Raw genomic sequence first — 25,569 nt, 5'->3', positions numbered from 1 at the left:
CACATTTATTTATATATATATCGCTAGATAACTAAAATGTGTTAAGCTAGGCGGTAGCATTCCCTCTTTTTCCCCCAGTCGATGACAAAACCAATGGCTGAACAACGCTCTGTACTAAAATTTAATGGCATCGATGATCACATGGATCTATCCCACGGATTTCTCGATATTGATCAGAGTATTACCATTACATTTTGGGCAAAAGGGGAAAATAATTTAGCTACAGAAACGACTCTTTTAGAAGCTGTTAATCGGGAAAATAACCGCGTTCTACATATTACCTTGCCTTGGGGCGATCCCGTGAAACCTGCGATTTTTTGGGATGCGGGAAATGAAGAAGGTTTCGATCGAATTGAAAAAAAAGTCAAGCTTAAGGATTATAGTGATTGGACTCATTGGGCCTTTGTCAAAAATGCGACCACAGGCCGAATGTTGATCTATCGTAATGGTATCATTTGGCATCGTGGCAACGGTCATAACCGTGCCTTAATGGGGATTGAAAAAATCATCTTGGGAGCCTCTGTTAATCTCTCTCATTATTGGCAAGGTTGTCTTGCAGAACTTTCTGTTTGGAATCAAGCGCGTAGCCAAGAAGAAATCCAAAAAGCGATGTATCAATCTCCCTTAGTTGATGACCTTGGCTTAGTTACTTATTTATCACTCAATGGCAGTGCCGAGGATCAAACAAGTTATAGCAATCATGGTATTCTTTATGGGACAACCTGGCAACTAGATAGTCTTCCCTCCAAACCGACCTCGATCCCTAAATCAAAAACTCAGACTAGCAGTAAAGCTAGAAGGAGTGCGAAAAGGATAACAATGGTCAACGAAATTTTTAACTCCCTTGAAGAAGAAGAAGTGGTTGAACAGGATGCTCCATCCGAAAATCAAGAACCTTCCCGGGAAGATAATTCAGAATCAATTATAATTGCCGCAGAAGCTGCTCTTGCCAGCAATAAAATTGAGGAGATTACTGAAACTGCAATTTCTCAACCGGATATCCTCACTTATTCAAGCCAGAAAAAACGGTTAATTATTTGTTGTGATGGTTCTTGGGAAGACTCTACCAGTACTTACCCCACCAATGTGGTTAAATTCGCCGAATCTATTAAGTATATTGCCGAGGATCAAACCCCCCAAATCGTCTTTTTGTCAGGTTCTGGCACCCCCGAAGATAACGAATTTATTAAAAGTTTAGGGAATGAAACTTTTGGCTGGGGCCTTGATCGAATGATTCAAGATGCCTATCGTTTTCTTGTCCTTAACTACAATCCCACAACCGAGGATGAAATTTATTTGTTAGGTTTTAGTCGAGGCGCATATATCGTTCGTTGTTTGGCTAGTTTTATCGATAAATGTGGAATCCTAAAACGCTCTAAGATTAAGGAAATTCCCCTGGCTTATCAACTCTATCGAGACCACACCGTTAGTTCCGATAGTGCCAAAGCTCAACAATTCCGTGCTGCTAATGCTAAAAAAATTGAGACAGAAAAGGAAGATTTTCAAGATCGTATTCCAGTCAAGATGTTAGGTTGTTGGGATACAGTTGGCAATTTTGGTATTCCTGATTTAACTCCTTGGTTTCCCCTGGCTAAGTTTTATCATAAAAAATATGAATTTAGTAATACAAAATTAAGTCCGATTATCCAGAATGCTTTTCATGCTGTTGCCATTGATGAAAAACGTAAAAACTTCCCTTCCACTCCGATCAAAGCCAATCCAGAAAATCCCGAACAAGTTGTCAAAGAAGTTTTATTTGTGGGTGAACATACCTGTCTAGGTGGTGGCAAAAAAGAATATCAAGGACTTTCCGATTACCCGTTACAATGGATGATTAATCAAGCCAAAAAATTGGGATTAGAGTTTGACTCAACCACCTCTGAATCTGAGGAATTCCAAATTAAACTAGACCCGACCATCAAGTTCGATAATACTGTTAAAGGATTGTCGGTCTTGGGAGGTGAGCAATGGCGATATTTCAATACAAAAGTTGTCACTGTTCATCACAGTGTGGTAAAACGATTAAAGGCTTTTTCCGATTATCGTCCCAAAAGTCTTGAACCTTTTCTTCAAGCTTTACTTGACGACGATCAACAGACAGATTAACCTTGCTTTAAAATTAAATTAATCCTTCGCTAGAAATTTGAGGTGATTTTTATGGAACTCGATAACATTATCAAAAAAGTGGCAGGTGCTTATTTAGCTTCGGCTGTTATTGCTGTCATCGTGCTAATTCTGACCCTCGGACAACCCTTTGTAGTTTTTATGGGTATTGGAGCGATGGGGTTGGTTACTGTCCTAGGAGATGCGATTGCTCAGTACGGAATTGAAGCGGTTCTGAATGCTTTTTACGCCGAGCGAAGTAAAAAAGAATCCCTGGAAACACTTTTAGCTGAAATTGATGCTTTACCTCTGACTGATGACCTGAAATTAAAAACCAAAAAATACTTGACTGACCATCAAGAACAGACAGTAAAGCAGCAAGAAACGGTAACTGAGCCAACTCCTGAAAGTCCTCAAACAGTTGTTATTGAAAATGAACCAGTTGTTGAAAATGAACCAGTTATTGAAAATGAACCAGTTGTTGAAAATGAACCAGTTATTGAAAATGAACCAGTTGTTGAAAATGAACCATTTGTTGTTGAAGTTGAAAATGTTTAATTAGGTATTGCTCCCTCTTGCAAGAGATGGGAGCAGCGAATGATTATTGCTAAGTATTGAGGAATTTTTTGGTCTAAGATAGCTATGCTAAATAGGAACTCTCAACGTCTGATGACCTATAAAAAAATTGCCATTTATGAGCAAAGCTATCAACTTCCTGTTTTTAAAAATAGATACTTAAAAAATTTTCAGAAAATCATCAAGGAACGTCGGAAATTAATTCAAGAAGGAGTTCGCTACCATTACTATTTTGGTAAGATTATTAAACGAAAAGAAAAAATTACTCAACAAGAAATCTTGATCGAGACTCAGTTATTAATTAAAGACTATAATTTATTAATTAATGGACTAGAAATCTATCAAGACGGATATTATCGTTTTTTACTCCAACTCAGTGACAATCTCAAAATTTTATTTTCCCAAAAATATCAAGAATTGAAAATCTTAGACTACGAGAGAATAAAGTTAGAAATTAAAAATAATAATAATAATCAAAATATTCTCAATCAACTCAAGCTGGAAAAACAGGAAAATTTTCGGGCAATTTTGCTACTGGGAAAAACATCTTTTTTGATGTTGAGAAAAACTAAATTACTAGGGGAAGGAGTTCAGAAATTAGCCGAGGATACTCAAAAGCAGAAAAAAATTGTACAAGCAATTATTCAAGAACTCAAAATTTATGAGGAATTAAATCATTATCAACTCAAATCTCAACGAGTTCGCCAAGAAATTGCTGATCTTGCCCAAAATGCGATTAATTTTGAAAACTACTTACAGGACTATTTTGCTCCTTTTCAATTATTAATAGAAGAAGTGATTAAGGTGGATGAAGAATTTTATGCAACAGTTGGAGAAATTAAGTATTTGGTAGATAATATTTTTCCACCTCAGCCTGCTCTCTTAGAAACGTCAGATTCAGCCATAAATTCTGAGTTTTTGCTAAATTTTCTGGCGACTGGTTACGAGAAAGAAGCAAGGTTAAAAGATGCTTTTTCCTCTGATCAATTTAATGATTACTTATTCAATGAAAGTGAATGGTCAGCACAATTTATTTCCCTAGAAAAAACCATCAATAAATTATCTCATCATTTAGCAGAACAAGAGGCTTGTCAAAAAGACACTATCCTAAAAACTCCCCCGGCAATAATTGTTTCTCAATTAACTCAAAACAATATTGACAAATCTTCTACTTCTAAAAATCCCCAGACTTTCCCAAATATCTTAACTCAAGAATCGGCGGATCTTGATTATAATCAATTACAAGATTTGCTAAGAAAGCAACAGTGGCAAGCGGCTGATCGCCAAACGACTAAACTACTATTGAAAATTTTGGGTAGGAGCTACTGGAATGAGGTTTATCCCCAAGATATTGCTCAATTACCTTGTTCGGAACTGAAAAAAATTGATCAACTTTGGCTTCATTATAGTCATGGTCATTTCGGTTTTAGTATTCAGCAGGCTATTTTCTCTAGTCTCGGTGGTTTAGCCGATTATGAAACCCGAAAAAAACTTGGCGATCGCCTAGGTTGGCGGAAGGAAGGTAAATGGCTCAATTATGAGCAACTAAACTTTCAATTAGAGCCGAATTCTCCCCTCGGTCATTTACCGGTTCATTGGTTGATTTTTGAGGAAAATCTTGGTGATCCATCTGCCGAGGTTGCTGATCATCAAAACTCCGTGGCTTTCTGGAGAGTTGGCAATTGGTTATTATGGCAACTTCACCTCGTTTTCAGCAAAATTCAAGCCTGTGGAATTATTCCTCTGTCTGACTTTTAAAGCCATTATAGCGGTGTGCAGTCGTATGAAGTACAGTGTCACGAGCTATAAACCATGCTAGGCAAGGCTTGGTCTGTATCTCACTCAAGCGCTTACCGCTATATCCTATTAAAAACTGATTTGCTATCACTACCAATTTCTTGACCGATAGTTAACTCTTAATCAGAAAAATATCACAAAAAAAATCTCCCCTTTTTACTGGAAATAAAAAGGGGAGAAAATATTAGATAGCTTTAGGATTCAGTCATCCATTCCGTATGAAAAAACTCACCTCTGGGTTTATCGGTACGTTCATAGGTATGAGCGCCAAAATAATCCCGTTGTGCTTGGGTGAGATTTTGTGGTAAATTGGCCCGACGATAACTATCAAAATAGTCCAAAGAAGAACTAAAAGCTGGGACGGGAATTCCCAACTTATTAGCCAAGACTAACACCTCACGCCATGCTTCTTGGCGATCGAGGATACTTTGCTTAAATTCCGGCGCTAACAACAAATTCGGCAGGCCCGGATTTTCCGCAAAAGCTTTGCGAATTTTATCCAAGAAACCGGCGCGAATAATACAGCCGCCCTTCCAGATACGGGCTGATTCCGGCAGACTGATATTATAGTTAAACTCCTGAGAAGCTTTAGCGATTAAAGCCATACCTTGGGCATAGGAACACATTTTCGAGCAGTAAAGAGCATCACGCACCTTATCCACAAATAGTGCCGCATCCCCCGGATAGGTTTCCCCAGGTCCGGGTAACTCTTTTGAGGCTGCCACCCGTTCATCCTTATAAGCGGACATCACGCGAGCATTAACCGCAGCATAAATGGTCGGAATTGGCACCCCCAACTCCAAGGAACTTAACACTGTCCAGCGTCCGGTTCCCTTTTGTCCCGCCGAATCCAAGATTAAATCTACCAGATGATGGCCGGTTTCTGGGTCAACATACTTAAAGATATCGGCGGTAATTTCAATTAAATAAGAATTAAGCTCATCGGTGCGATTCCACTCGGCGAAAGTTTCCTGTAACTGCTGATTGCTTAGTCCTAGACCATTTTTCAGCACATCGTAGGCTTCCGCAATTAACTGCATATCGCCGTACTCGATGCCATTGTGAACCATTTTCACATAATGGCCTGCCCCCCCGGACCCAACGTAAGTGACACAGGGACCATCATCGACTTGGGCGGCAATTTTGGTTAAAATCGGCTCTAATTCCCGATAGGCGAACTCTGTACCCCCCGGCATCAGGGAAGGACCGTGCAGAGCGCCTTCTTCGCCACCACTGACCCCCATCCCGACAAAACCGAGTTTAGTGGTCGATTCTAGGTCGCGGGTGCGTCTTTCCGTGTCCTCGTAGAGGGAGTTACCGCCATCGATAATCATATCTCCTTCTTCGAGAAGGGGTTTTAATTGTTCAATCACGGCATCCACCGGCGGGCCAGCTTTTACCATGACCAGAATTTTGCGGGGACGCTCTAAAATTTGGACGAATTCTTCTAAACTATAGGCCGCCTTGACATCTTTGCCGACGGCGCGAGTTTCCATAAATTCTTTAGTTTTGCTGGCGGTGCGATTGTAAACAGCGATGGGAAAACCCCGACTCTCCACATTGAGAGCGAGATTTTCTCCCATGACAGCTAGTCCGATAACACCGAAGGTACGTTTAGTCATAGAAATTCAGTCTCGGCTGATGCGTTCTTCCTCCCCTTTTAGCGCCTACTTTCCCTAAGATAGCTAAACTTTCCCTATTTCTTAAGCCTTGACTAATCAGGAGGCGGTCGGCAGGAGTCAGGAGTCAGGAGATAGGAGTCAGGAGTCAGGAGTCAGGAGATAGGAGATTATTTTTTTATTCTCCCAACTCCCTGCTCCCCATCTCCCCAATTCATAATTCATAATTCATAATTCATAATTCCTCAAAAAAATTAATGCTAATGTTAAATTAAATTAAGAAAATCCCCATTCTTCCTCGGCTTATATGCAGTTAACTTGGCTTGATAGTAATTCTTGGTTAATCGAAATCGGGGGAAAACGCCTGCTTCTCGACCCTTGGTTGGTAGGTTCCCTGACTTTTGGTAATTTAACTTGGCTATTTGAGGGCAAAAAAACCTCTAATCATGCCATTCCCGAAAATATCGATCTGATTCTTCTCTCCCAAGGTTTGGAAGATCACGCCCATCCTCCTACTTTACAGGTACTCGATCGTCAAATTCCCGTGGTGGCCTCTCCCAATGCCGAAAAAGTGGTTCGAGCGCTCAATTATACCCATCGCATTTCTTTAACCCACGGATCTAGTTATATCTTTGACAATGCGATCGAAATTACTGCTGTCCCCGGTTCTCCAGTCGGGCCGACTCTGGTGGAAAATGGTTATGTTATCAAGGAATTAGCGACAAATCAGAGTATCTACTACGAACCCCACGGTTATCATTCTCCTAGCCTCGATTCTCTGGGTAAAATTGATGTGATTATCACTCCTTTGATTGACCTAAAAATACCTTTCCTCGGACCGGTAATCAAAGGACAAGAAAGCGCCTTAGCAGTCTGTCAACGCTTGCAGCCCGAATATATTATTTCTACGGCTGCCGGTGGGGATATCGAGTTTAAAGGTTTATTGATGGCGGTGTTAAGTGCCGAGGGTAGTCCCGAATCTTTTCAAGAATTATTAACATCCCATGCCTTGCCGACAAAGGTAATTGATCCTCGTCCTTGGCAACCTTTTACAGTGGAATTAGGCGAGTGCGTTTCTGGTTTGAGCTAATCTGAGTTAAGGGAAGAATAGAAAAAAGTCAAAACTTTCTTCCCGATTTTTATCTAAAAAAGTAGAATTTTTGTTATATCTTTGCTGGCTACAGATAACATTAATTGTTTTAAAAAACTGGCTCTCTTGCATATTGGATGTAAAATAGGGAGCATCCCCATTGTACTATGAGTAAGAATACTTGGTGCTTGCTGAATAACTGCGGTGGTAGATGGTAAAACTTCCAGTTTACACAGCCCGAAATCTTTGGGATTTTTAGTCCAGAAAACTATATAATTAAAAGTGGCTCTTCTCTGCTAAATTGTCTATGAATCAGTTGCCCTTATTTTCTCAGTCAAAATCAGTGCGAGACTTTTATCAACCTGATGCCGAAATAATTCTTTATCAAGGAGATAGCAATAATTTTATCAAGACTATACCAGATAATTCTGTGAGCTTGATTATTACTTCTCCTCCCTACAATTTAGGAAAAGACTACGAAAAAAAAATCTCTTTGGATACTTATCTGGAAACCCAAACCAAAATTATGCGAGAATTCTCTAGAATCTTGCAAGATAATGGCAGTATTTGCTGGCAGGTGGGAAATTTCGTTCAAGAGGGAGAACTTTATCCTTTAGATATTTTTTATTATCAGCTATTTAAACAAATGGGTTTCTTTTTAAGAAATAGAATTGTCTGGCATTTTGGCCATGGATTACATACCTCTAAAAGATTTTCTGGCAGATATGAAACTATTTTATGGTTGACAAAAACCGATAAATATATCTTTAATCTTGATCCAGTGAGAATCCCCGCTAAATACCCTGGTAAGCGCCATTTTAAAGGTAAAAATATCGGTAAACCCTCTGGTAATCCTTTAGGGAAAAATCCCAGCGATGTTTGGGAGTTTTTAGCACAAGAATGGGATGAGTTACTATGGGATATTCCTAACGTTAAATCTAATCATCCAGAGAAAACTATTCATCCTTGTCAATATCCAATCGAATTAGTAGAAAGATGTGTTTTAGCCTTGACAAATGAGGGGGATTGGGTTTTTGATCCCTTTGCCGGGGTTGGAACTTCTCTGATTGCTAGTATTATGCACAATCGTCGAGTGATGGGGAGTGAAAAAGAAGCAGAATATGTGAAAATTGCCAGGGAAAGAATCGCCGCTTATTTGCAAGGAAATCTCAAAATTCGTCCTTTAGGAAAACCTATTCATCAGCCTACTGGCCAAGAAAAAGTCGCTCAAATTCCCGAAGAATGGCACAATAATATATAGGAATTAACACTGAATCTCCCCAGCAGATTACAGGTTTTTGCTCTCATATACTTGGGTTTTAATGCTTAGTGCCGTCTAACCCATCCTGCAATGATTGATAAGTTTTTTTGTCACCATTTTTAGAGAAAACTTTGCAGAATTGTGGCGGTTTCTTGACCAGTTTTTTCCCAACTAAAAAGCTCGGCGCGTTGACGACTGAGGGACTTTAATTTTAGGCGTAATTGTTCATCCATGGCGATTTGCTGCATTGCCTCTCTCATCTCATCGATACTATAGGGATTAATTAAAATTGCCGCATCTCCTGTGACTTCTGGGAGAGAGGAAAGATTAGAAGTAATGACAGGAGTTCCACAGGCGATTGCTTCTAGTACAGGTAATCCGAAACCTTCCCAAAGGGAGGGATAAACTAAAGCAGTTGCTTGGTTTAAAAGTTGCGGCAATTCTTCATAGGAAACATAGTTTAAAAATTGCACTCGTTGAGAGATTGATAATGCTTCTACCTGTTGCTGCAGAGCCGGGGTAAAACGGGGGTCAAATTGACCGACAATTAATAATTGATATTCGGGATCGATTTGGGAAAAAGCAGTAATTAAACGACCGAGATTTTTATGAGGATCATAACGACCAAGATAGAGAAAATAGGGACGAGTCGCCAGATTTAGAGGACGAAAATTATCAGAATCATAACCAGAAAGAATCACGGTTATTTTGTCAAGAGGTATGTTAACAAACTTATTAATATCGGCGGCAGTTGCTTGGGAAACAGCGATAATATGTGTGGCTTTTTTCAGGACTTGGGGTAAATAGTATTTATTATAAAAAGTTAGAGGGGAAAATTTTGGAAATCGCAGGGGAATTAAATCATGAACTGTGACAATATAGCGGCAATTTCCATAAATAGGTGCTTCGGGAATGGGGGTAAATAGCAGGGAAGACTTTAATTGTTGATAGGTTTGATAGAGTTGGGTTTCTGTCCAAATTAAGCGCTTAATATTGCCTTTGGTTCCCTGCTCTTGGGTGAGGTTTGCCGAGACAGGATAGGTGTTAAAATCTGGGTAACTATTAGAAGTGATTAGGGTAGGATTTAAGTTAGCTAACTGGGGAATGAGATTTTTAGTATAGGTAGTCAATCCAGTATATTTAGTACCGAGAAAAGCGAGATTGATTAATAATTGATGATTCCTATTCATAGATATTGGCTAGTTATTATAAAAGAGAAAGATAAGCTTTTATAGTAGCTTGTGCGGTTTTTTGCCAAGAGAATTTTGCCGCTTGTTTTTTTCCTTTAGTGATTAAGTCTTGACGGAGAGAGGTATCACTAATCACCTGATAGATTGCCGCAGCAATTTCTAGGGGATTATCGGGATTAATTAATATTGCCGAGTCTCCCGTGACTTCGGGTAAGGATGCAGTATTAGCAGTTACGACAGGACAACCTAAAGTCATCGCTTCTAAAACCGGTAATCCAAAACCTTCATAAAAGGAAGGATAAACAAAAACATCGGCTTTTTGATAATAATCTGCAACTAAGTCATCAGCAAGATAATCAAGATGTTGGATACTATCTCGAAAGGGAGACTGAGATATTTTATCGAAAATTGGTTGATACTTCCATCCTTTTTTGCCAATCAGAATCAGATTATGGTCTAATTTATACCTGTCCTTGAGATAGTTAAAAGCATCGATAAGATTAATAATATTTTTTCGTGGTTCTAGGGTACTAACAAAGAGTAAATAGGGTTTAGTGATAGTTAGAGATGAGGGTGGATTGGGGAGGGAAGAATAACGACTTGCGAGGGGAGTAACAAAAATTTTCTCTGGGTTCACATCTAAATATTCAATAATATCTCGTTTGGTACTTGCGGAGTTAGCAATAACTAAATCTGTCCATTGTAGAGATTTTTTAATGCGTTGGGTGTAGGTTTTGACAATCCCCGTGACAAACTCAGGATATTTCATAAAAGTAACATCATGAATAGTCATAACTTGACGACTCTGACGACAAGGATACACCACATGATCCAATCCGTGGAGAATATCGGGAGAATCAAGAAAGTTTTCTAGATAGGGAATTAGAGGATTAGGAAATCGGGTTAAAATATTGCTAAGACTGACGGGAATTGGTAAACACTTAACCTCTGGATAGGATTGCAGTTTTTCGGGTATAGAAAGATTACCCCGCAGCCAGTTTTTTACCGATGGTTGAAAACAGAGGGACAGGGAAAAGTTTTCTTGGTTTTGTAATTTAGCTAATTCGGCAATCAGGTGATAAGCATATAATCCAATTCCACTAGGATTTTGTCTTATCGGTGTACCATCAACTAAAATTTTAAGCATTTGTGGTTAGATGAGATTGACGGGATAGATATTTTTAAAATTACAGATTCAATTGTCAATTTTGCTCGCTTAGGACAAGATTAAAATCGGCAACAAACTCCACCCTAATAGTTAATCTTACCCTATAGCGCCCCTGAATAGCAGCCTTTTTGGGCTAGGTTACGGCGAATACTTAATTTATCGGGCAATTTTTTCAATTATTGTCCCCTCACCCACCCTATTACTATGATTGTCAACGGGTAATTATAAGCTATGAATCTCCTTGACGAGAAACGCTGTAATTAGTTATAATCATGGAAGAATAGCTTCCCCGCACTTGTGGTGAGCGGAGATTTTTCAAAAGTTATCTCAGGGATGGCTTAGTCCCCTACAGAATCACTAACATCGGGTAATGCCGAAAAATCTTGATTAACTAACTAATGTTTTCACCATGTTTAATCGTTTAGTATCTTTTAAATCCTTAGAAGTCCATGAAGGTGAGGTTAAATGTCTAACTTTTTCCCAAGATGGTAAATTTTTGGCTAGTGCTGGAGATGATGGTAATATTCTAATCTGGGAATGGAGAAAAAATCAGAAGTTTTATTTAAATAAAAAAATTGATCAAGTTTTTGAAGATGATATAAATAAAATGTTTGGAGATCTAGAGGAGGGGATTGGCAATATATTTGGAAATAAGGGTGGAATCGCTATACCTAAAATTAATGATATATTCTCAAAACCTCCTCAAGTAAAGGTTTCGGAGATTGATGATATATTTTCAAGACATAGACATAAAAGAATCAATTCTGTTGCTTTTAGTCCCTGTCAAGGATATTTGGTTAGTGGAGGAGATGATCAAACTGTAAGAATTTGGTCACTAGAAACTAAAAAATTAATCTCTACCTTAACGGGACACCAAGACAAAGTTACAGCAGTAGCTGTTCATCCCGATAAGGAAATTATTGCTAGTGCTAGTGAAGATAAAACGGTGAAAATATGGTCAGCAAAAACTGGAGAAATTCACGCCACATTACAAGGTCATAGCGATAAAGTCCTAACAGTTAAATTTAGTCAAAATGGTCAACTTTTAGCCAGTGGTGGCGGCGAAAATGACAAAACGGTAATTATTTGGAATCTGGGAGAAAAGAGCAGTATTACCTTAAAAGGTCATTCCGATTGGTTTGGAGGTATTTTATCGGTAGATTTCGGCAGTAATAACAAATTTTTAGCCAGTGGCAGCAAAGACAAAACTATTAAAATCTGGGATATTAAAAGAGGTACAGAGGTAAAAACTCTCAGCGAACATAGTGATCATATCAATTCAGTTAGTGTTAGTCCTAATAATCAACTATTAGCCAGTGGTGGTGATGATAAAAGCTTAAAATTATGGGATTTAAAAGCAGGAAAAGCGATTATTTCTATTCCCCATCCCCAGAAAATCTATTCGGTTTGTTTTAGTCCCGACGGTAATTATATCGCCACGGCCTGCCAAGACAAAATCGTGAGAGTTTATGGCACTTCCGAACTACAATCTTTAGCAAGTTAAGCAATCTTTGAGCGCACCAGATACTTATCGGTGTCTAATTATCTACTAGAGATCGCTGCTGGTCTGTTCCTCTCGGAAGTAAAGTTGATATAATTGACAGCTAGGCTGGGCTAGGTCGCCTTTTAACTGAATTAAACCCATACTTTCCAGTTTATAGGCAGTAATCGGTTCTAATCGCGCTCCCTTATCGGACGAATTAACCACTTCCCCCATCGCTGTTAATAATTCCGGCTGTTTTTGCAGATTATCCCAGTGATGACGCAGGTGTGCCGCATAAATTCCCCCTTGGGTAGCAGCATTAGGGAGAATATTTTTTTCCCCACGCACCCGCGCTTCCAGGGCCAAACGGCTAAGATAGGGATGACCAGCGACTAGAGCAATTAAATCGCCAAGAAAACGCTGATTATCGTCATTTTTAGGCAATCCGTAGCTAATAGCCAAGTTTTCCAGTTGTTCGAGGCTAAAACCGGGTAATTTAATCGCGCGACCGACATTAAAGGGAGATTGATTAGCGTCCAATTGAATATAGATTTCCGTGGAATTAGCAATCGCTAACCGCAAATTCTGCCAGATTTCTAAATTATTAGCTTCTTCGTGCCAACAGCGCAAAAGCGGCAGAAAATCCCTAGCGATGTCGGGATACTCGAAAATTCTGTCTAAATTATCTAGGGCCAAAAAGAGCGGCCCGTTAATCTGTTCCAAAAGATAGGACTGAAAATAGGTTTGACAACTGATTAAACTGCCAAATAGTTCCTCATCCCAATATTCATCTAATTGCGGCTTTAAACCCAATTCTCGGCTGACATTTGCCGAAAACCAGCGACAAAATCGGTCTAAACTGGCAAACATCGCCTTTTCTGCCACTTGACAATTAATATAAACTGTGCTGTGTCCCCAACTATCTGCCTGAGCGAGCAGATGTTTAAGGAGAGAAGTTTTACCAGTCTTTTCGGGGGATTTAATGCGAATGAGTGACCCCGGACGATTAATTTCTTGATAACAGTCGCTTTCGACGGGAGGGCGGCTAATATAACTATCTATAACTGATTTTTCTGCTAGTATCGGGACGGGTTGATTTCTCCATTCAGGATATTTGATATCTTTGAACCATTCCCGGAGGATTTGGAACTTACCCGGCCCTTTACTGCCTAATTCTAGTTCGGGACAGCCATTATCTTTATCTGCCGAGAAATAGCTATAGATTTTAGTCATTTGTTTTTTATAGGTTTCATGGCTGGCGGCCTCGGCCATTTCCCAAATTTCCTCATCCGGTTTGCGCCAATTTTCATAGGCAAAACGAACCAAAAAAATCTCCTTTAATTTGCCTTGAACACCGTATTCTCTAGCTATATGTTTGAGAAACTCGTCCCATCCCTGTGGTTTCATCCCGTTCTACTTTATTCTACTTATATTCCCTTTTTTTCCATGTTAACCCCTTTTTCCCTCTTGGCAATGGGACTGACATCCGAGAGGAAAAACCCTATGGTAAAAATAGGTCAATTACCTGATGGTGTCTAAGGGAGTAAAAGCCATGAAAATCTCGTTAACCTTGTTTGTCGTGGTCTCCTTGCTGTTAGGTTCAATTCCTCACACTTTAGCGGTTAATAGTCAAGATAACCATTTTGACCATTCCTCTTGGCCGCTAAGTTTACAAAACCGTGACTGTAAGGGTGATAAGGACGATAATTGCAATTAGTCCTGATTATCTCGGTTAAGGTTGTTAATCTATATCCCCCACCGATGAAAAAATCGTGGTCGGGATTTTTTTTATCGAAAATTTTGGTTTTAAAATCCCGACTTTTAAGGATGGCTTTGTCATTTTATTTTTTCATGTTTCTGAACGATGGAATTGTTATTTGTCGTCGATACCATAGACGGGAAGAGTTGCTTACAGATATAGCCAAGGCATAGTTTGGCGAGTCAAGACACGAATTGCGTATTTCAACTGTTCGGAACGACTATTATAGTCTTTTCCCCCAAAATGTCCCGCAATACCAGAAAATTTCGGTTCAACGGGAAACCTTTTACAAACATTAGCCGATTGTGATGCTAAATTAATAGCTTGATAATATTGATGTTCACTGTAAAAACACCCCTGCTGATGATTTTTGTGCATCGGCTGCAGGTAGCTTTCATAAAAGCATTTGCTAAAGACAAGAAAACGAGTATCCGCATAGGAAGGATTATTTTGTTTGTTCTGTAATTGTTGCCAAATCGGCCATTTAAAATCACATAAACACTCAAAGGGACTTTTAACCCTCTCTAAAATATCGGTCATATTGAGAAGGTAAATTCTCCCAGTTATCTTGGCAATATAAGAAGACTCTTTGACCAGTGCTGATTTTAAAATTCCCTGCTCTATTAATAGGGTTTCGCCGTAACCTTTGCCAAAATTACGAGGAAAATCATTGGCATCTAGTGAAATAAATTCAATTTGTTTGTTATGGGGATTTTCTTGAGTCGTTTCCTGCAATCGATCAAGAGGCCAACCAGAATTTTCCACAAATAGTATTTTTTTGATACGAGGATGAAAATTAATATAATACTTCAGGGAATTATAGTAATCTTCCTGTCTTTGATCGGGAACATTTGGATAGGCTTTCGGCATACCTTTAATATTAATTGTTGCTGTTAAAAGTAAAACTAATTCCTGCTCTATATTTAACCAACCAGCTTGAAAACTTGTTCGTGATCCATTCATAAGCTATTGTCTGTATTGATTGTCTAATTATTGAACCATTTGTTCAGAGTGTGCTGCCATTATCTAGAAAATGAGGATTGATTGAGCGACTATAGATAATGCAAACCGTAGTTAGCTTATCATCGTAACTAACCGACCAGAATAATTTCTAGATTCAAGACCAATTATCTCAAGAAGTCGCCTGTAATTCCTCTAAACGTGCTAAAACTTCGGCGCTGTGAATGGCAGGATTTACCCCTAAATAAATCTCTTTTAAAATCCCCTGCGGATCGATAAGATAGGTATGACGCAGGGAAACATAACCCATCCAAGAACCATAGGCTTTACTAACATCTCCGGTAGTATCTGCCAGTAAGGGAAATTTTAACCCCTCCGAGTCACAAAATTCCGCATGAGAATCGACATCATCGGCACTTACCCCTAAAACTTGCGTATTTTTAGCCATATATTTCGGCAAATCCTGCTGAAAACGCCGCGCTTCTAGGGTACAGCCGGGGGTAAAATCCTTGGGATAAAAATACAAAACCACCCATTTACCCCGATAGTCCGATAGGGAAATATTCCCTTCTCCCGTGTTAGTCGGTAGGGTAAAATCGGGTGACGGTTGATTTAAAGGGGGTTGGGGGCCACCCAAAGCGTTAGCATCGGGAATAAGGGCAAAAAATGCCAGAATTACTGCAATTAAAAAACTCAACAGTTGACGACGAGACATAATCAGTTATCAGTTATCAGTTATCAGTTTCTTGGTGTGATAAGTTTAACCTAATACGGGAGCGATCGATCTTTGTGTCCTTTCCCTCGTTCCTGTCACACTGGGAAAATCAACTGTCACTCTAGCTTAATATTCTTTACATAACTTGACAAGGAAAGGGCGAGGTAAAGGGGGAAAATAGATCGAGCTTGTCTTCATCTGCCTAACGATCATGTCTATTGTCACCCTTAACCCCCTTCAATCCCATCAAGATTTAGTCATCGATCCAGCCAAAATCACGGGATTACGGGGAAAAATCACCATCCCAGGCGATAAATCTATATCCCATCGCTCCCTGATGTTAGGAGCGATCGCCGAAGGAGAAACCGTTATTCATGGGTTATTATTGGGCGAAGATCCCTGCAGTACCGCTAGTTGTTTTCGTGCCATGGGTGTGGAAATTTCCCAACTCAACAGCGAGAAAGTGATCGTTAAAGGTAGGGGTTTAGGCAATCTCGAGGAACCCTTAGAAATCCTCGACGCGGGCAATTCCGGCACGACGATCCGCTTAATGTTAGGATTATTGGCCGGTCATCGGGACCGTTTTTTTGTCGTTACCGGTGATGCTTCCCTGCGATCGCGTCCCATGTCCAGGGTGGTGAAACCCCTAAAAGAAATGGGGGCGCAAATTTGGGGCAGAAAAGCCAATTCTTTGGCTCCTTTAGCCGTTTCTGGGCAATCTCTGCAACCGATCCACTACTATTCTCCCGTTGCTTCTGCACAGGTGAAATCCTGTCTTCTCCTCGCAGGACTGTTAACGGAGGGGAAAACCACGATCACGGAACCCGCTTTATCTCGCGATCACAGTGAACGGATGCTGCGCGCTTTTGGGGCAAATATTGAGGTGGATGGGGAGACTAATAGCGTCACGGTGACGGGTTATCCCACTTTAACTGGACAAACGGTGATTGTACCGGGGGATATCAGTTCGGCGGCCTTTTGGTTGGTAGCGGGAGCAATTGTGCCTAATTCCGAGTTATTAATCGAAAATGTGGGAATAAACCCGACTAGAACCGGAGTTTTACAGGTTTTACAGGCAATGGGAGCAGATATCACCCTCGAAAATCAACGGGTGGTGACGGGGGAACCGGTGGCGGATCTGCGGGTGAAATCCAGTCCACTACAGGCAACCACGATCGCTGGTGAGATTATACCCCGTCTGATCGATGAAATTCCGATTTTGGCAGTAGCGGCGGTTTTTGCCCAAGGAACGACAATTATCAAGGATGCCGAGGAACTACGGGTGAAGGAAAGCGATCGCCTGACGGTGATGGCCACCCAACTCGATCGCCTAGGGGCAAAAGTAAGGGAATTACCCGATGGTTTAGAGATTACCGGCGGTACGGGCCTATTCGGCACGGAAGTGGACAGTTTTACCGATCATCGCATTGCCATGAGTCTAGCGATCGCTGCCCTCAATTGCCGTCAACCCACCACTATCCATCGCGCTGAAGCGGCTGGCATTTCCTACCCCGATTTCTTTAGCACCTTACAGCAAATTTGTCAAGAGTAGAAATATTAAGTTTTTCTGCGAGTGGGCGAGGAGTCACTGGTACAATTGCAGGATAAATCACAGAGTAGTGGGCCACCTGTGTGATAATCGAGTTCATCGATCGAAATAGCGGAAAATAGAAGCGTCCCTAACTCGCATTTCCCTGAAAAATATCTCCCTATCTACCCCACTCCCGTCTTCTATTCCCCACCGATAATGGAAATCATCGCCCAATTAGAGAAAGTTTCCTATATTTATCCCGAATCCTCCAATCTAGTGCTTAAAAATATCTCTTTAGCAATTCATCGAGGCGAATTTTTAGGTATTATCGGGCCCACAGGTGCAGGAAAAACTACTCTCTGTTTAACTCTTAACGGTATTGTCCCCCAATTTTACGGAGGGCGTTTTTTTGGTTATGCAACAGTAGCCGGTTTAGATACTTTAACCCATCCCGTTAGCACCTTGGCCCGCTATGTGGGGGCAGTATTTGAAGATCCCGAAACGCAACTTTTAGCCACTTCGATAGAAAATGAAATCGCTTTTACCCTAGAAAATTTACGGCTACCGCGAGAGGAAATTAAAGCGCGTATTCCCAAAGTTTTAGCGGCAGTCCGGTTAGAGGGAATGGAAAAAAAATCGCCGGGGGAATTATCAGGAGGACAAAAACAACGATTAGCGATCGCCGCCGCTCTCGCAGTTCAGCCCGCTTTGTTAATTCTCGATGAACCCACCTCCCAACTGGATCCGGTGGGATCCCAGGAAGTTTTCGCCACCATTAAGGAATTAAATCGCCATCTCGGTGTCACCATTGTGATGGTCTCCCACGCAGCCGAGGAAATGGCCGAATATGCCGATCGCCTGGTACTATTAAGGGAGGGTGCGATCGAAGCCATGGGAACCCCAGCAGAGATCTACTCCCAAGTACAACGTTTACAGGAAAATGCCCTGCGTCCTCCGCAAGTGGCCACTACTTTTGCTTTGATCGAGCAGAAAATCGGGGCGGTCGAGTCCATTCCTGTCACCCTCGACCGCGGTTTTGCCCGTTTAAACGAGCTTAAATCCTTTTACCATCAAATAACACCAAACTCTCCCTTATCATCGGTTTCTGACCCCTTAAACCCCCTACTGAGGGTAAAAAATCTCTGCCATACCTATCCCGATGGTACTACCGCCTTGCGGGATGTGTCCCTCGATATTGCCGAAGGGGAATATCTGCTGATTATCGGTCAAAATGGCGCGGGAAAAAGCACTTTAGTCAAGCATTTTCTCAATCTTCTCTCGGCGACCACTGGTCAAGTTATGATTGATGGACGTTCGATCACTAGCTTTTCTGTTAGTGATTTAGCTCGTTCGATCGGTTATGTAGCCCAAAATCCCGATAATCAGATTTTTAACACCACTGTGGAGAAAGAAGTATCATTTGCCCTGACTAATCTTGGTTATTCTCCAGAAATCATTATCCAACGCACGGAAGCAAGTCTAGAAGCCATGGGATTGCTAGAATATCGCTCCTATCATCCTCTCTCCTTACCGAAAGGCGATCGAGCGCGGGTAGTGATTGCGGCAATTTTAGCCATGGAACCGCGTATAGTTGTGTTTGATGAACCCACCACCGGCCAAGATTACCAAGGAGCTAAGGCAATTTTAGAGGTGAGTCGTCAATTACACCAGATGGGCAAAACGGTGATTGTGATCACCCATCACCTCTATTTAATGCCAGAATACGCCGAAAGAGTAATTATCATGGGTCAAGGAACTATCCTTTTAGATGCCCCAATCCGGCAAGCTTATCATCAAACCGATCTCTTAGCCAAAACCTATCTAACTCCACCCCAAGCAGTTTTATTAGCACAAAAATTAGGACAACTTTCCGGTTATCCTAATTTCCTTTTAACTCCCCAAGAAATTGCCGATTGTTTTCAGAGGATTTAGCCTTGAGGCTATTTAACTGTTTCTAAAATCAACTTTGATCGCTTAACATTATCGGGTACAGGAATCGGATAATCGCCATTAAAACAGGCAGTACAGAAGGTTTTCGGATCTTCTTTCGTTGCTGTTAACATCCCATCGTGACTGAGATAAGCTAAACTATCCACCCCGATTTGTGCCTGAATTTGCGCCACCGATTTAGTTGCCGCAATTAATTGCTCTTGGTTGTCCGTATCAATACCATAAAAACAAGGATGAGTCACCGGAGGAGAAGATATTCTCATGTGAACTTCTCTTGCTCCGGCATCGCGTAAAGCTTTAACTAATTTCCGGCTAGTGGTTCCCCGCACGATCGAATCATCAACAATAATAACTCTTTTTCCCTGTAAAACATCCTTTAAAGGATTCAATTTCATCTTAATCCCCGACTCTCTCATGTGTTGGGTTGGTTGAATAAAAGTCCGTCCCACATAACGATTTTTAATCAATCCTTCCGCGTAGGGAATATCAGAAATGCGCGAAAATCCGATCGCCGCTGGAATACCCGAATCGGGAACTCCCATCACCATATCTGCTTCTACCGGCGACTCTTTGGCTAATTGTTCCCCCAAACGTACCCGATAAGTATATAAAGATTCCTCGTGAACAATGCTATCGGGACGGGCAAAATAAATCATCTCGAAAACGCATAATTTTTTCTCCGGTTTCATGGCCCAATCCACCGAAGATAAGCCATCTTCACTAATCCAAACTAATTCCCCCGGCTGCACATCCCGCAGATAATCGGCCCCAATAATATCTAATCCGCAGGTTTCCGAAGCTAAAACATAACGAGGGGGATTGCCTTCTTCTTGCAAAACCCCAATTACTAAGGGTCTGACACCATTGGGATCCCGCGCCCCGATAATTCCCGTCGGTGTGCCGATAACAAGGCTATAAGCCCCGCTACAATAGCTAAAGGCATCGATCGCCGCTTGTATCCAATCCTTGCCACTATCCACTTCCTGGCCGATAGCGACGGCGATCATTTCCGAGTCGGTGGTGGTGACGAGATCGCAACCGCGCTTTTCTAATACATTTCTTAACTCAAAAGTATTGACTAAATTGCCGTTATGTGCTAGGGAAAGTTTACCTAAACGGCTTTCGATCACAGCAGGTTGGGCATTGGCCCGACGGCTAGAACCGGTGGTAGAGTAACGAGTATGACCGACGGCGTGAGTACCGGGCAAGGTTTTAAGGACAGTTTCGCTAAAAACTTGGGAAACTAAGCCCATTTCTTTGTAACAATGCACCGTTTCCCCATCGTAGGTGGCAATACCTGCCGATTCCTGTCCTCGGTGTTGCAGGGCATAGAGTCCGAAGTAGGTCAGTTTTGCTACTTCTTCCTCGGGGGCATAGAGTCCAAAAACTCCACAGGCTTCTTCAGGCTTATCGACACTGGCAAAAGATACAGATGAGTCGGGATGGCTAGACATGGGAGGGTTGGGGCTGCAGAATACTTTGGTAACAAAATCTTAACCGATCTTAATCTTCTTTTAACGATTTATTTATGAGCTATCAGCCTTTATTTACCGATATAATCGGCCATCTTATCTAGCTGACGGCCTCAAGATTACAGTCTTCTTTCGATCGCTTTTGACCAAACTTGCTGTATAGTTTCTAGACTAACATCGATCGCTGGTTGTTTATCCCGGTCAAAAATCCGAAGATTATCGCTTTTTTCGCTAACTTTGCCGGTTATTTGCCAATAGTCTCCTAATTGTGTCTTTAGGTATTCTTCCCAATCTTGCCGATTTTCGGAGGAAACGGAGACAATAATGCAACTAGCTAATTCCCCGAATAACACCGCGTCAAAACGGCCTTGATGCTGCCAAGAAAGGTCAATTTCCGCCCCTAATTGGCCACTAATAGAGCATTCTGCCAGAGCAGTGGCTAAACCTCCCTCCGCGCAATCGTGGGCAGATTTCACCCAACCGGCGCGAATTCCCCGACGACAGGCCGCCTGTACCTTTCTTTCTAATTCAAAATCAATTACCGGCGGTTTTCCCGTCACCAAACCGTGAATAACGGCTAAATATTCGGAAGCGCCGATAGTTGGCAAGGAGAAACCCAAAAGATAGATTAAATCCCCCGCTTTTTGCCAACCTTGGCCGCAAATTTGCTCGATATCTGGCACTAATCCCACCATCCCAATCACGGGAGTGGGATAAATAGACTGGGGGCTGCCAGCTGCATCAACTGTTTCGTTGTACAAAGAGACATTACCCCCAGTCACTGGTGTATTCATTTCCCGACAAGCTTCGGCAATACCCTGACAAGCAGTGGCTAATTGCCAATAACCGATTGAATTCTCTGGACTTCCGAAATTGAGATTATCCGTGACAGCAATGGGGTCAGCACCAACACAGCTAAGGTTTCTGGCCGCTTCCGCCACGGCCAACTTAGCTCCGTTATAGGGATCAAGATAAACATATCGCGGATTACAATCTGTAGTCGCCGCTACACCTCGCCGAGAATTTGCGGGATTAGCACCCAGAGGACGCACGCGAATCACGGCCGCATCGGCCCCCCCGGGGAGAATAACGGTGTTATTCTGGACTTGATGATCATATTGACGATAAACCCAGCGTTTTGATGCAATCGAGGGACTATCAAGCAGTTTTAATAAAATCTCGTTATAGGATTCGGGAATAGGAATAGTAGCATCTTCCCATAATTGAGCTTTTTGGGCGTATTCTGGCGGTTCTGTTAGTAATTCCCGATGATAAATCGGAGTATTATCCGCTAGGGCCGTGGCAGGAATTTCGGCGGCAATTTCCCCTTTAAATAATATACGGACGATCGGTTCTGCAATTACCTGGCCGGCGACCACAGCCTGAAGTCCCCAACGATGAAAAATCTCGATTAATTCGCCTTCTCGTCCCGATGCTGCCACAAATAACATTCTTTCTTGGGATTCCGATAGCAGATATTCGTAGGGGACCATCCCAGTTTCCCGGACGGGGATTTTATCGAGGTCTAATTCAATTCCCACCCCTCCCTTGGCCGCCATCTCGGAGGTAGAACAGGTGATCCCCGCGGCCCCCATATCCTGGGCCGCCACCACCGCGCCGGTCTTAAATGCCTCTAAACAAGCTTCTATCAGGGATTTTTCCAGAAAAGGGTCGCCCACTTGCACCGCGGGCCGGTCATCCATAGATTTATCGGTTAATTCGGCACTGGCAAAACTCGCCCCTCCCATACCGTCGCGGCCGGTGGTAGAACCAACGTATAAAACTGGGTTTCCCAGGCCTTTTGCCCCAGATTTAACGATTTCCTCGGTTTCCATTAGCCCTAAAGCCATGGCATTAACGAGGGGATTGCCATTGTAGGCATTATCGAAGTATATCTCACCGCCCACCGTGGGAACGCCGACACTATTGCCATAATGACTTATTCCTTCCACAACTCCGGCAAAAATGCGACGATTGCGGGCATCTTGCAAGTTACCAAAACGGAGGGAGTTGAGGATAGCAATGGGCCGGGCCCCCATGGTAAAAATATCCCGCAGGATGCCTCCGACTCCGGTAGCGGCACCTTGGAACGGTTCCACCGCAGAAGGATGATTATGGGACTCGATTTTAAAGGCTAATCGCAATCCATCGCCTAAATCCACTACTCCGGCATTTTCCCCCGGTCCGACGAGAATTTTTTCGCCGGTGGTGGGGAATTGTTTGAGCAGCGGCCGGGAGTTTTTATAACAGCAGTGTTCCGACCACATCACGCCAAACATTCCTAATTCGGCTTTGTTGGGGTGTCTTCCCAGTCTTTTGACTATTTCTTCGTATTCTTCGGGTTTGATGCCTTCTGAGGCAATTTCTGCGGCAGTGAAGGGGGTAGTCATGGGACAATGCGATCGAGGGACAAGATTTATTGTATAACGTCTGATGAGATCGAGTTACACTGCTTAGTAAAGGACAAAAAAGTTAAAAGGGTTGCGCTAGTAAAGTTAAGCTAAAGACATAAGTAGGTAGGCGTTAAAAGTTGTCAGATCCCCCCCTTATCAAGGGGGGATTAAGGGGGGATCGAACCTAAAATTCATTTTTAACTTAATTATAACCAGCTACTTAAGCAAGTCAGAGAGTATTGGGATAAGTGGCAGCAGCAAGGATTATTTTTCTTTCAACTGCCCAAATATTCCTCTGAAATGAATCTTATTGAAATTGAATGGCATCAATTAAAAACTCATGAACTGGCAGGTCAAATTTTTCCCGATGAGTACGATTTAGCGCTCACTGTTAAACAAGGGATCGAAGCTCGCGCTCAAAAAGGAGGATACGAAACTCACTGTTTTAAGTTTAATTCTGCCTAGCTACTTAAGTCTTCAAAAATGTTTCCCGAACTAATAGTATATTCTGTCATAATCATTTATCTCCTTTTTGGTATTTATTGTTGCTCTTTTGCGATCTCCTGTGCTTTTTTCAGTCGTTCTTTTTCTCCTACAGGTGATTGCATCATTCAACCTTTATTTGATCTCAGAGAATAAAGCATCTAAATCTTGACGACCATTAACAATTCTTAAAATTTCCACCGTTTCATTAATTACTCGATAGAAAATAATATATCCATCTAAAGGTAAACCTCTCAAGGATGGTTTAATATGACTATAGCTGCGTCCTAACTTGGGAAATTGTACTAATTGTTGACACTTTTCGTAAAATTTTCTGAATAGTTTTTCACCTGCTTCAATATTTACTACTAAAAAATAATCGGCAATCTTGTTTAAATCTTGACTGGCTGAAGGCGCAATAATATAACGAGTCATAATTATTTTTGTTGCGCTTTTTTAAATTTTTCGAGTATATCATTTATGACTTTTTCTCCATCTAATCCCTCTCCATTATCTAATTCTGCTATGGCAACGTCAATTTTTTGACGAGTTTCTTCTACCCATTGTAAGTAATCTTCATCGAGGATTTCTAGTAAGTAAAAAGCGGTATCTATGACTTGTTCTGAATTATTAAATCTGCCACTTTTTAACTGTTTTTGGATAAATTGTTCTTGATTGGGTTTTAGTTGAATATTCATGATGACTTTTGTAAGGTTAAGGGTTAAGTCGAGTGTCCTGTTTTATTTTACTACAAGGATTAGCTAAAATAGGTTAGTTGAGGTGCGTTACATTAACATTAACGCATCTTACGAGATCGGCGATTGCGCTTAGATTAGGATTGATTTCGATACATGACCTGGATACTTAAACTAGAGTTTGCTAAGGCTTGGGGAGTTACTAAGATTTCTATCTTCTGACCTAATGCTACTAGAAAGTCAAACATCTGCTCAAGAGAAAATTTTTGCAATCTGCCATTTTTTAAGTTAGAAATTTTAGCCTCGTCAATCCCCAAAATTTGACTGACCTCCTGCTCGCTTAATTCTTGTTCAGTAATCAGATCGTAAATCACTGAAGCCAGCTTGACTTTAGCGAGTTTTTCTTCTGCATTAGCAAAGCCTAAGTCTTCAAAAATGTTTCCCGAACTAATAGTATATTCTGTCATAATCATTTATCTCCTTTTTGTTATTTATTATTGCTCTTTTGCGATCTCCTGTGCTTTTTTCAGGCGTTCTTTGATTAGATTAACATTTTGTTTTGGTGTTTTAATCCCTGATTTTGATTTTTTCTGAAAGGCATGGAGAATAAAAATAGCATTGCTTAGTTTGATGGCATAAACTGTTCTATAGGTATCGGTTTGATAATCGCTGACTATTTCAAAAACACCATTAAAGCCCTTTAAGGCTTTGATGTTAGGATGATTCTGATTGTTCTGAACACGATAAAGAATATAGCCAACTTCATCAATAACCTCTTCAGGAAATTCTAATAGCTCCTTTTTTGATGCTCCAATCCAGATAACAGTTTTCAGTTGTTTATCTACCATTTTTTTGAAAAAATGTGAAAAATACAAATAAGGAAATGAGCTTTGGGAGCATTCTTGTTAAAGATTAGGTCAGAGTAAGACAAGCAATTTTCTCCTTTTTTCCAGCCGATGTGATCGCCGAACTTTTTCCACACTTCACTATTATATTCTCTCGTGTCACGGAGACTCTCATAGATTTCTTTCTGGACGCTGAAGCCAAATTTGCCGTTACTGTAGTGCGGACAACATGAAGCGCTAAAGCGCAACTACGAACCTTAACTCAACCTACAGATTATCCTAAATCCCTTGAGTAACCCACAGAAAACCAGTTTCTCCGAGAAACCCGTTTTCTACTCATGCTATAGCAAAGAGCGGGATAGTTAGGACATAATAGAGAAAAAGAAATGAGGAGAAGCTTTCATGGCAGCACCCTATAGTGATGATTTAAGACAGAAAGCAGTGAGTGCCGTAGAGCGAGGGGAGAAAAAAAGCCATGT

General features: G+C 41.3%; 23 protein-coding genes. 10 read left to right on the top strand and 13 right to left on the bottom strand.

What is annotated here, in order from left to right; all coding sequences use genetic code 11:
* The first annotated feature begins 93 nt into the window (after nucleotides 1-93).
* The 3 genes from IM473_RS12575 to IM473_RS12565 all read left to right on the top strand — a co-directional run bounded on the left by IM473_RS12575 (nucleotide 94) and on the right by IM473_RS12565 (nucleotide 4,437).
* On the top strand, nucleotides 94-2,106 hold the full coding sequence (locus tag IM473_RS12575; RefSeq protein WP_287658681.1) for a phospholipase effector Tle1 domain-containing protein: 2,013 nt from the start codon (nucleotides 94-96) through the stop codon (nucleotides 2,104-2,106).
* Between the two features lie 51 nt (nucleotides 2,107-2,157).
* Complete coding sequence (locus tag IM473_RS12570) at nucleotides 2,158-2,661, top strand: hypothetical protein (RefSeq protein ID WP_287658680.1); 504 nt, start codon at nucleotides 2,158-2,160, stop codon at nucleotides 2,659-2,661.
* Between the two features lie 84 nt (nucleotides 2,662-2,745).
* On the top strand, nucleotides 2,746-4,437 hold the full coding sequence (locus IM473_RS12565; protein WP_287690471.1) for a GUN4 domain-containing protein: 1,692 nt from the start codon (nucleotides 2,746-2,748) through the stop codon (nucleotides 4,435-4,437).
* 233 nt (nucleotides 4,438-4,670) lie between these two features.
* Here the strand turns inward: IM473_RS12565 and gnd are convergent, their stop codons facing one another.
* Nucleotides 4,671-6,098: a decarboxylating NADP(+)-dependent phosphogluconate dehydrogenase gene (gene gnd / locus IM473_RS12560; protein ID WP_016515095.1), complete on the bottom strand. Its 1,428-nt coding sequence runs from the start codon at nucleotides 6,096-6,098 to the stop codon at nucleotides 4,671-4,673.
* A gap of 304 nt (nucleotides 6,099-6,402) precedes the next feature.
* Between gnd and IM473_RS12555 the strand changes: the two genes are divergently transcribed.
* Nucleotides 6,403-7,185 (top strand): MBL fold metallo-hydrolase, encoded by a 783-nt coding sequence (locus tag IM473_RS12555; RefSeq protein WP_287658678.1) that lies wholly within the window; start codon nucleotides 6,403-6,405, stop codon nucleotides 7,183-7,185.
* A 307-nt stretch (nucleotides 7,186-7,492) separates the two neighbouring features.
* Nucleotides 7,493-8,446 carry a DNA-methyltransferase gene (locus tag IM473_RS12550; protein WP_287658676.1) on the top strand — a complete coding sequence of 318 codons (954 nt, stop codon included), beginning with the start codon at nucleotides 7,493-7,495 and terminating at the stop codon, nucleotides 8,444-8,446.
* A 119-nt stretch (nucleotides 8,447-8,565) separates the two neighbouring features.
* Here IM473_RS12550 and IM473_RS12545 read toward each other — a convergent pair whose 3' ends face one another.
* Together IM473_RS12545 and IM473_RS12540 are read right to left on the bottom strand one after the other, a co-directional pair.
* A complete protein-coding gene (locus IM473_RS12545) occupies nucleotides 8,566-9,636 on the bottom strand; it encodes a glycosyltransferase family 4 protein (protein ID WP_287658675.1) in 1,071 nt (356 codons plus the stop codon).
* A 16-nt stretch (nucleotides 9,637-9,652) separates the two neighbouring features.
* Entirely contained in the window at nucleotides 9,653-10,783 is a 1,131-nt protein-coding gene (locus IM473_RS12540; protein ID WP_287658674.1) for a glycosyltransferase family 4 protein, read from the bottom strand.
* Between the two features lie 430 nt (nucleotides 10,784-11,213).
* On the opposite strand from IM473_RS12540, the gene IM473_RS12535 reads away from it, so the two are divergent.
* Nucleotides 11,214-12,308, top strand: a complete 1,095-nt coding sequence (locus tag IM473_RS12535; protein WP_287658672.1) for a WD40 repeat domain-containing protein — start codon at nucleotides 11,214-11,216, stop codon at nucleotides 12,306-12,308.
* 45 nt (nucleotides 12,309-12,353) lie between these two features.
* Here the strand turns inward: IM473_RS12535 and IM473_RS12530 are convergent, their stop codons facing one another.
* Nucleotides 12,354-13,694 carry an AAA-like domain-containing protein gene (locus tag IM473_RS12530; RefSeq protein WP_287658670.1) on the bottom strand — a complete coding sequence of 447 codons (1,341 nt, stop codon included), beginning with the start codon at nucleotides 13,692-13,694 and terminating at the stop codon, nucleotides 12,354-12,356.
* Nucleotides 13,695-13,839: 145 nt separating this feature from the next.
* Here IM473_RS12530 and IM473_RS12525 point away from each other — a divergent pair, with 145 nt between their 5' ends.
* The gene (locus IM473_RS12525) at nucleotides 13,840-14,004 is read left to right on the top strand and encodes a hypothetical protein (RefSeq protein WP_287658669.1); all 165 of its coding nucleotides are present in this window, start codon (nucleotides 13,840-13,842) and stop codon (nucleotides 14,002-14,004) included.
* Between the two features lie 192 nt (nucleotides 14,005-14,196).
* Here IM473_RS12525 and IM473_RS12520 read toward each other — a convergent pair whose 3' ends face one another.
* The gene (locus IM473_RS12520) at nucleotides 14,197-15,009 is read right to left on the bottom strand and encodes a hypothetical protein (RefSeq protein WP_287658667.1); all 813 of its coding nucleotides are present in this window, start codon (nucleotides 15,007-15,009) and stop codon (nucleotides 14,197-14,199) included.
* Nucleotides 15,010-15,178: 169 nt separating this feature from the next.
* The gene (locus tag IM473_RS12515; protein ID WP_287658666.1) at nucleotides 15,179-15,721 is read right to left on the bottom strand and encodes a peroxiredoxin; all 543 of its coding nucleotides are present in this window, start codon (nucleotides 15,719-15,721) and stop codon (nucleotides 15,179-15,181) included.
* Between the two features lie 211 nt (nucleotides 15,722-15,932).
* Here IM473_RS12515 and aroA point away from each other — a divergent pair, with 211 nt between their 5' ends.
* Both aroA and IM473_RS12505 read left to right on the top strand, forming a co-directional pair.
* Nucleotides 15,933-17,273: a 3-phosphoshikimate 1-carboxyvinyltransferase gene (gene aroA / locus IM473_RS12510; protein WP_287658665.1), complete on the top strand. Its 1,341-nt coding sequence runs from the start codon at nucleotides 15,933-15,935 to the stop codon at nucleotides 17,271-17,273.
* Nucleotides 17,274-17,468: 195 nt separating this feature from the next.
* Nucleotides 17,469-19,184 (top strand): ABC transporter ATP-binding protein, encoded by a 1,716-nt coding sequence (locus tag IM473_RS12505; protein WP_287658664.1) that lies wholly within the window; start codon nucleotides 17,469-17,471, stop codon nucleotides 19,182-19,184.
* An 8-nt stretch (nucleotides 19,185-19,192) separates the two neighbouring features.
* Here the strand turns inward: IM473_RS12505 and purF are convergent, their stop codons facing one another.
* Nucleotides 19,193-20,656, bottom strand: coding sequence for an amidophosphoribosyltransferase (gene purF, locus IM473_RS12500; RefSeq protein WP_287658663.1), 1,464 nt, complete (start codon nucleotides 20,654-20,656; stop codon nucleotides 19,193-19,195).
* 137 nt (nucleotides 20,657-20,793) lie between these two features.
* Complete coding sequence (gene purL, locus IM473_RS12495) at nucleotides 20,794-23,064, bottom strand: phosphoribosylformylglycinamidine synthase subunit PurL (protein WP_287658662.1); 2,271 nt, start codon at nucleotides 23,062-23,064, stop codon at nucleotides 20,794-20,796.
* A gap of 282 nt (nucleotides 23,065-23,346) precedes the next feature.
* Here purL and IM473_RS12490 point away from each other — a divergent pair, with 282 nt between their 5' ends.
* Nucleotides 23,347-23,532, top strand: coding sequence for a hypothetical protein (locus IM473_RS12490; protein ID WP_287658730.1), 186 nt, complete (start codon nucleotides 23,347-23,349; stop codon nucleotides 23,530-23,532).
* A gap of 153 nt (nucleotides 23,533-23,685) precedes the next feature.
* Here IM473_RS12490 and IM473_RS12485 read toward each other — a convergent pair whose 3' ends face one another.
* From IM473_RS12485 to IM473_RS12465, 5 genes are all read right to left on the bottom strand, one after another.
* Nucleotides 23,686-23,985 carry a type II toxin-antitoxin system RelE/ParE family toxin gene (locus IM473_RS12485; RefSeq protein WP_287658661.1) on the bottom strand — a complete coding sequence of 100 codons (300 nt, stop codon included), beginning with the start codon at nucleotides 23,983-23,985 and terminating at the stop codon, nucleotides 23,686-23,688.
* A 2-nt stretch (nucleotides 23,986-23,987) separates the two neighbouring features.
* Nucleotides 23,988-24,248, bottom strand: coding sequence for a ribbon-helix-helix domain-containing protein (locus IM473_RS12480; RefSeq protein ID WP_287658660.1), 261 nt, complete (start codon nucleotides 24,246-24,248; stop codon nucleotides 23,988-23,990).
* A 134-nt stretch (nucleotides 24,249-24,382) separates the two neighbouring features.
* Nucleotides 24,383-24,712: a helix-turn-helix domain-containing protein gene (locus IM473_RS12475; RefSeq protein WP_002737427.1), complete on the bottom strand. Its 330-nt coding sequence runs from the start codon at nucleotides 24,710-24,712 to the stop codon at nucleotides 24,383-24,385.
* A 27-nt stretch (nucleotides 24,713-24,739) separates the two neighbouring features.
* Nucleotides 24,740-25,093 carry a type II toxin-antitoxin system RelE/ParE family toxin gene (locus IM473_RS12470; RefSeq protein ID WP_002783506.1) on the bottom strand — a complete coding sequence of 118 codons (354 nt, stop codon included), beginning with the start codon at nucleotides 25,091-25,093 and terminating at the stop codon, nucleotides 24,740-24,742.
* Nucleotides 25,087-25,338, bottom strand: a complete 252-nt coding sequence (locus IM473_RS12465) for a GUN4 domain-containing protein (RefSeq protein WP_080600705.1) — start codon at nucleotides 25,336-25,338, stop codon at nucleotides 25,087-25,089. The genes IM473_RS12470 and IM473_RS12465 overlap by 7 nt, the downstream gene beginning before the upstream one ends.
* Between the last annotated feature and the right edge of the window lie 231 nt (nucleotides 25,339-25,569).

This window comes from Microcystis sp. M015S2 (assembly GCF_020245945.1).
Classification (GTDB): domain Bacteria; phylum Cyanobacteriota; class Cyanobacteriia; order Cyanobacteriales; family Microcystaceae; genus Microcystis.
This window is presented reverse-complemented; position numbering and strand designations above follow the sequence as displayed.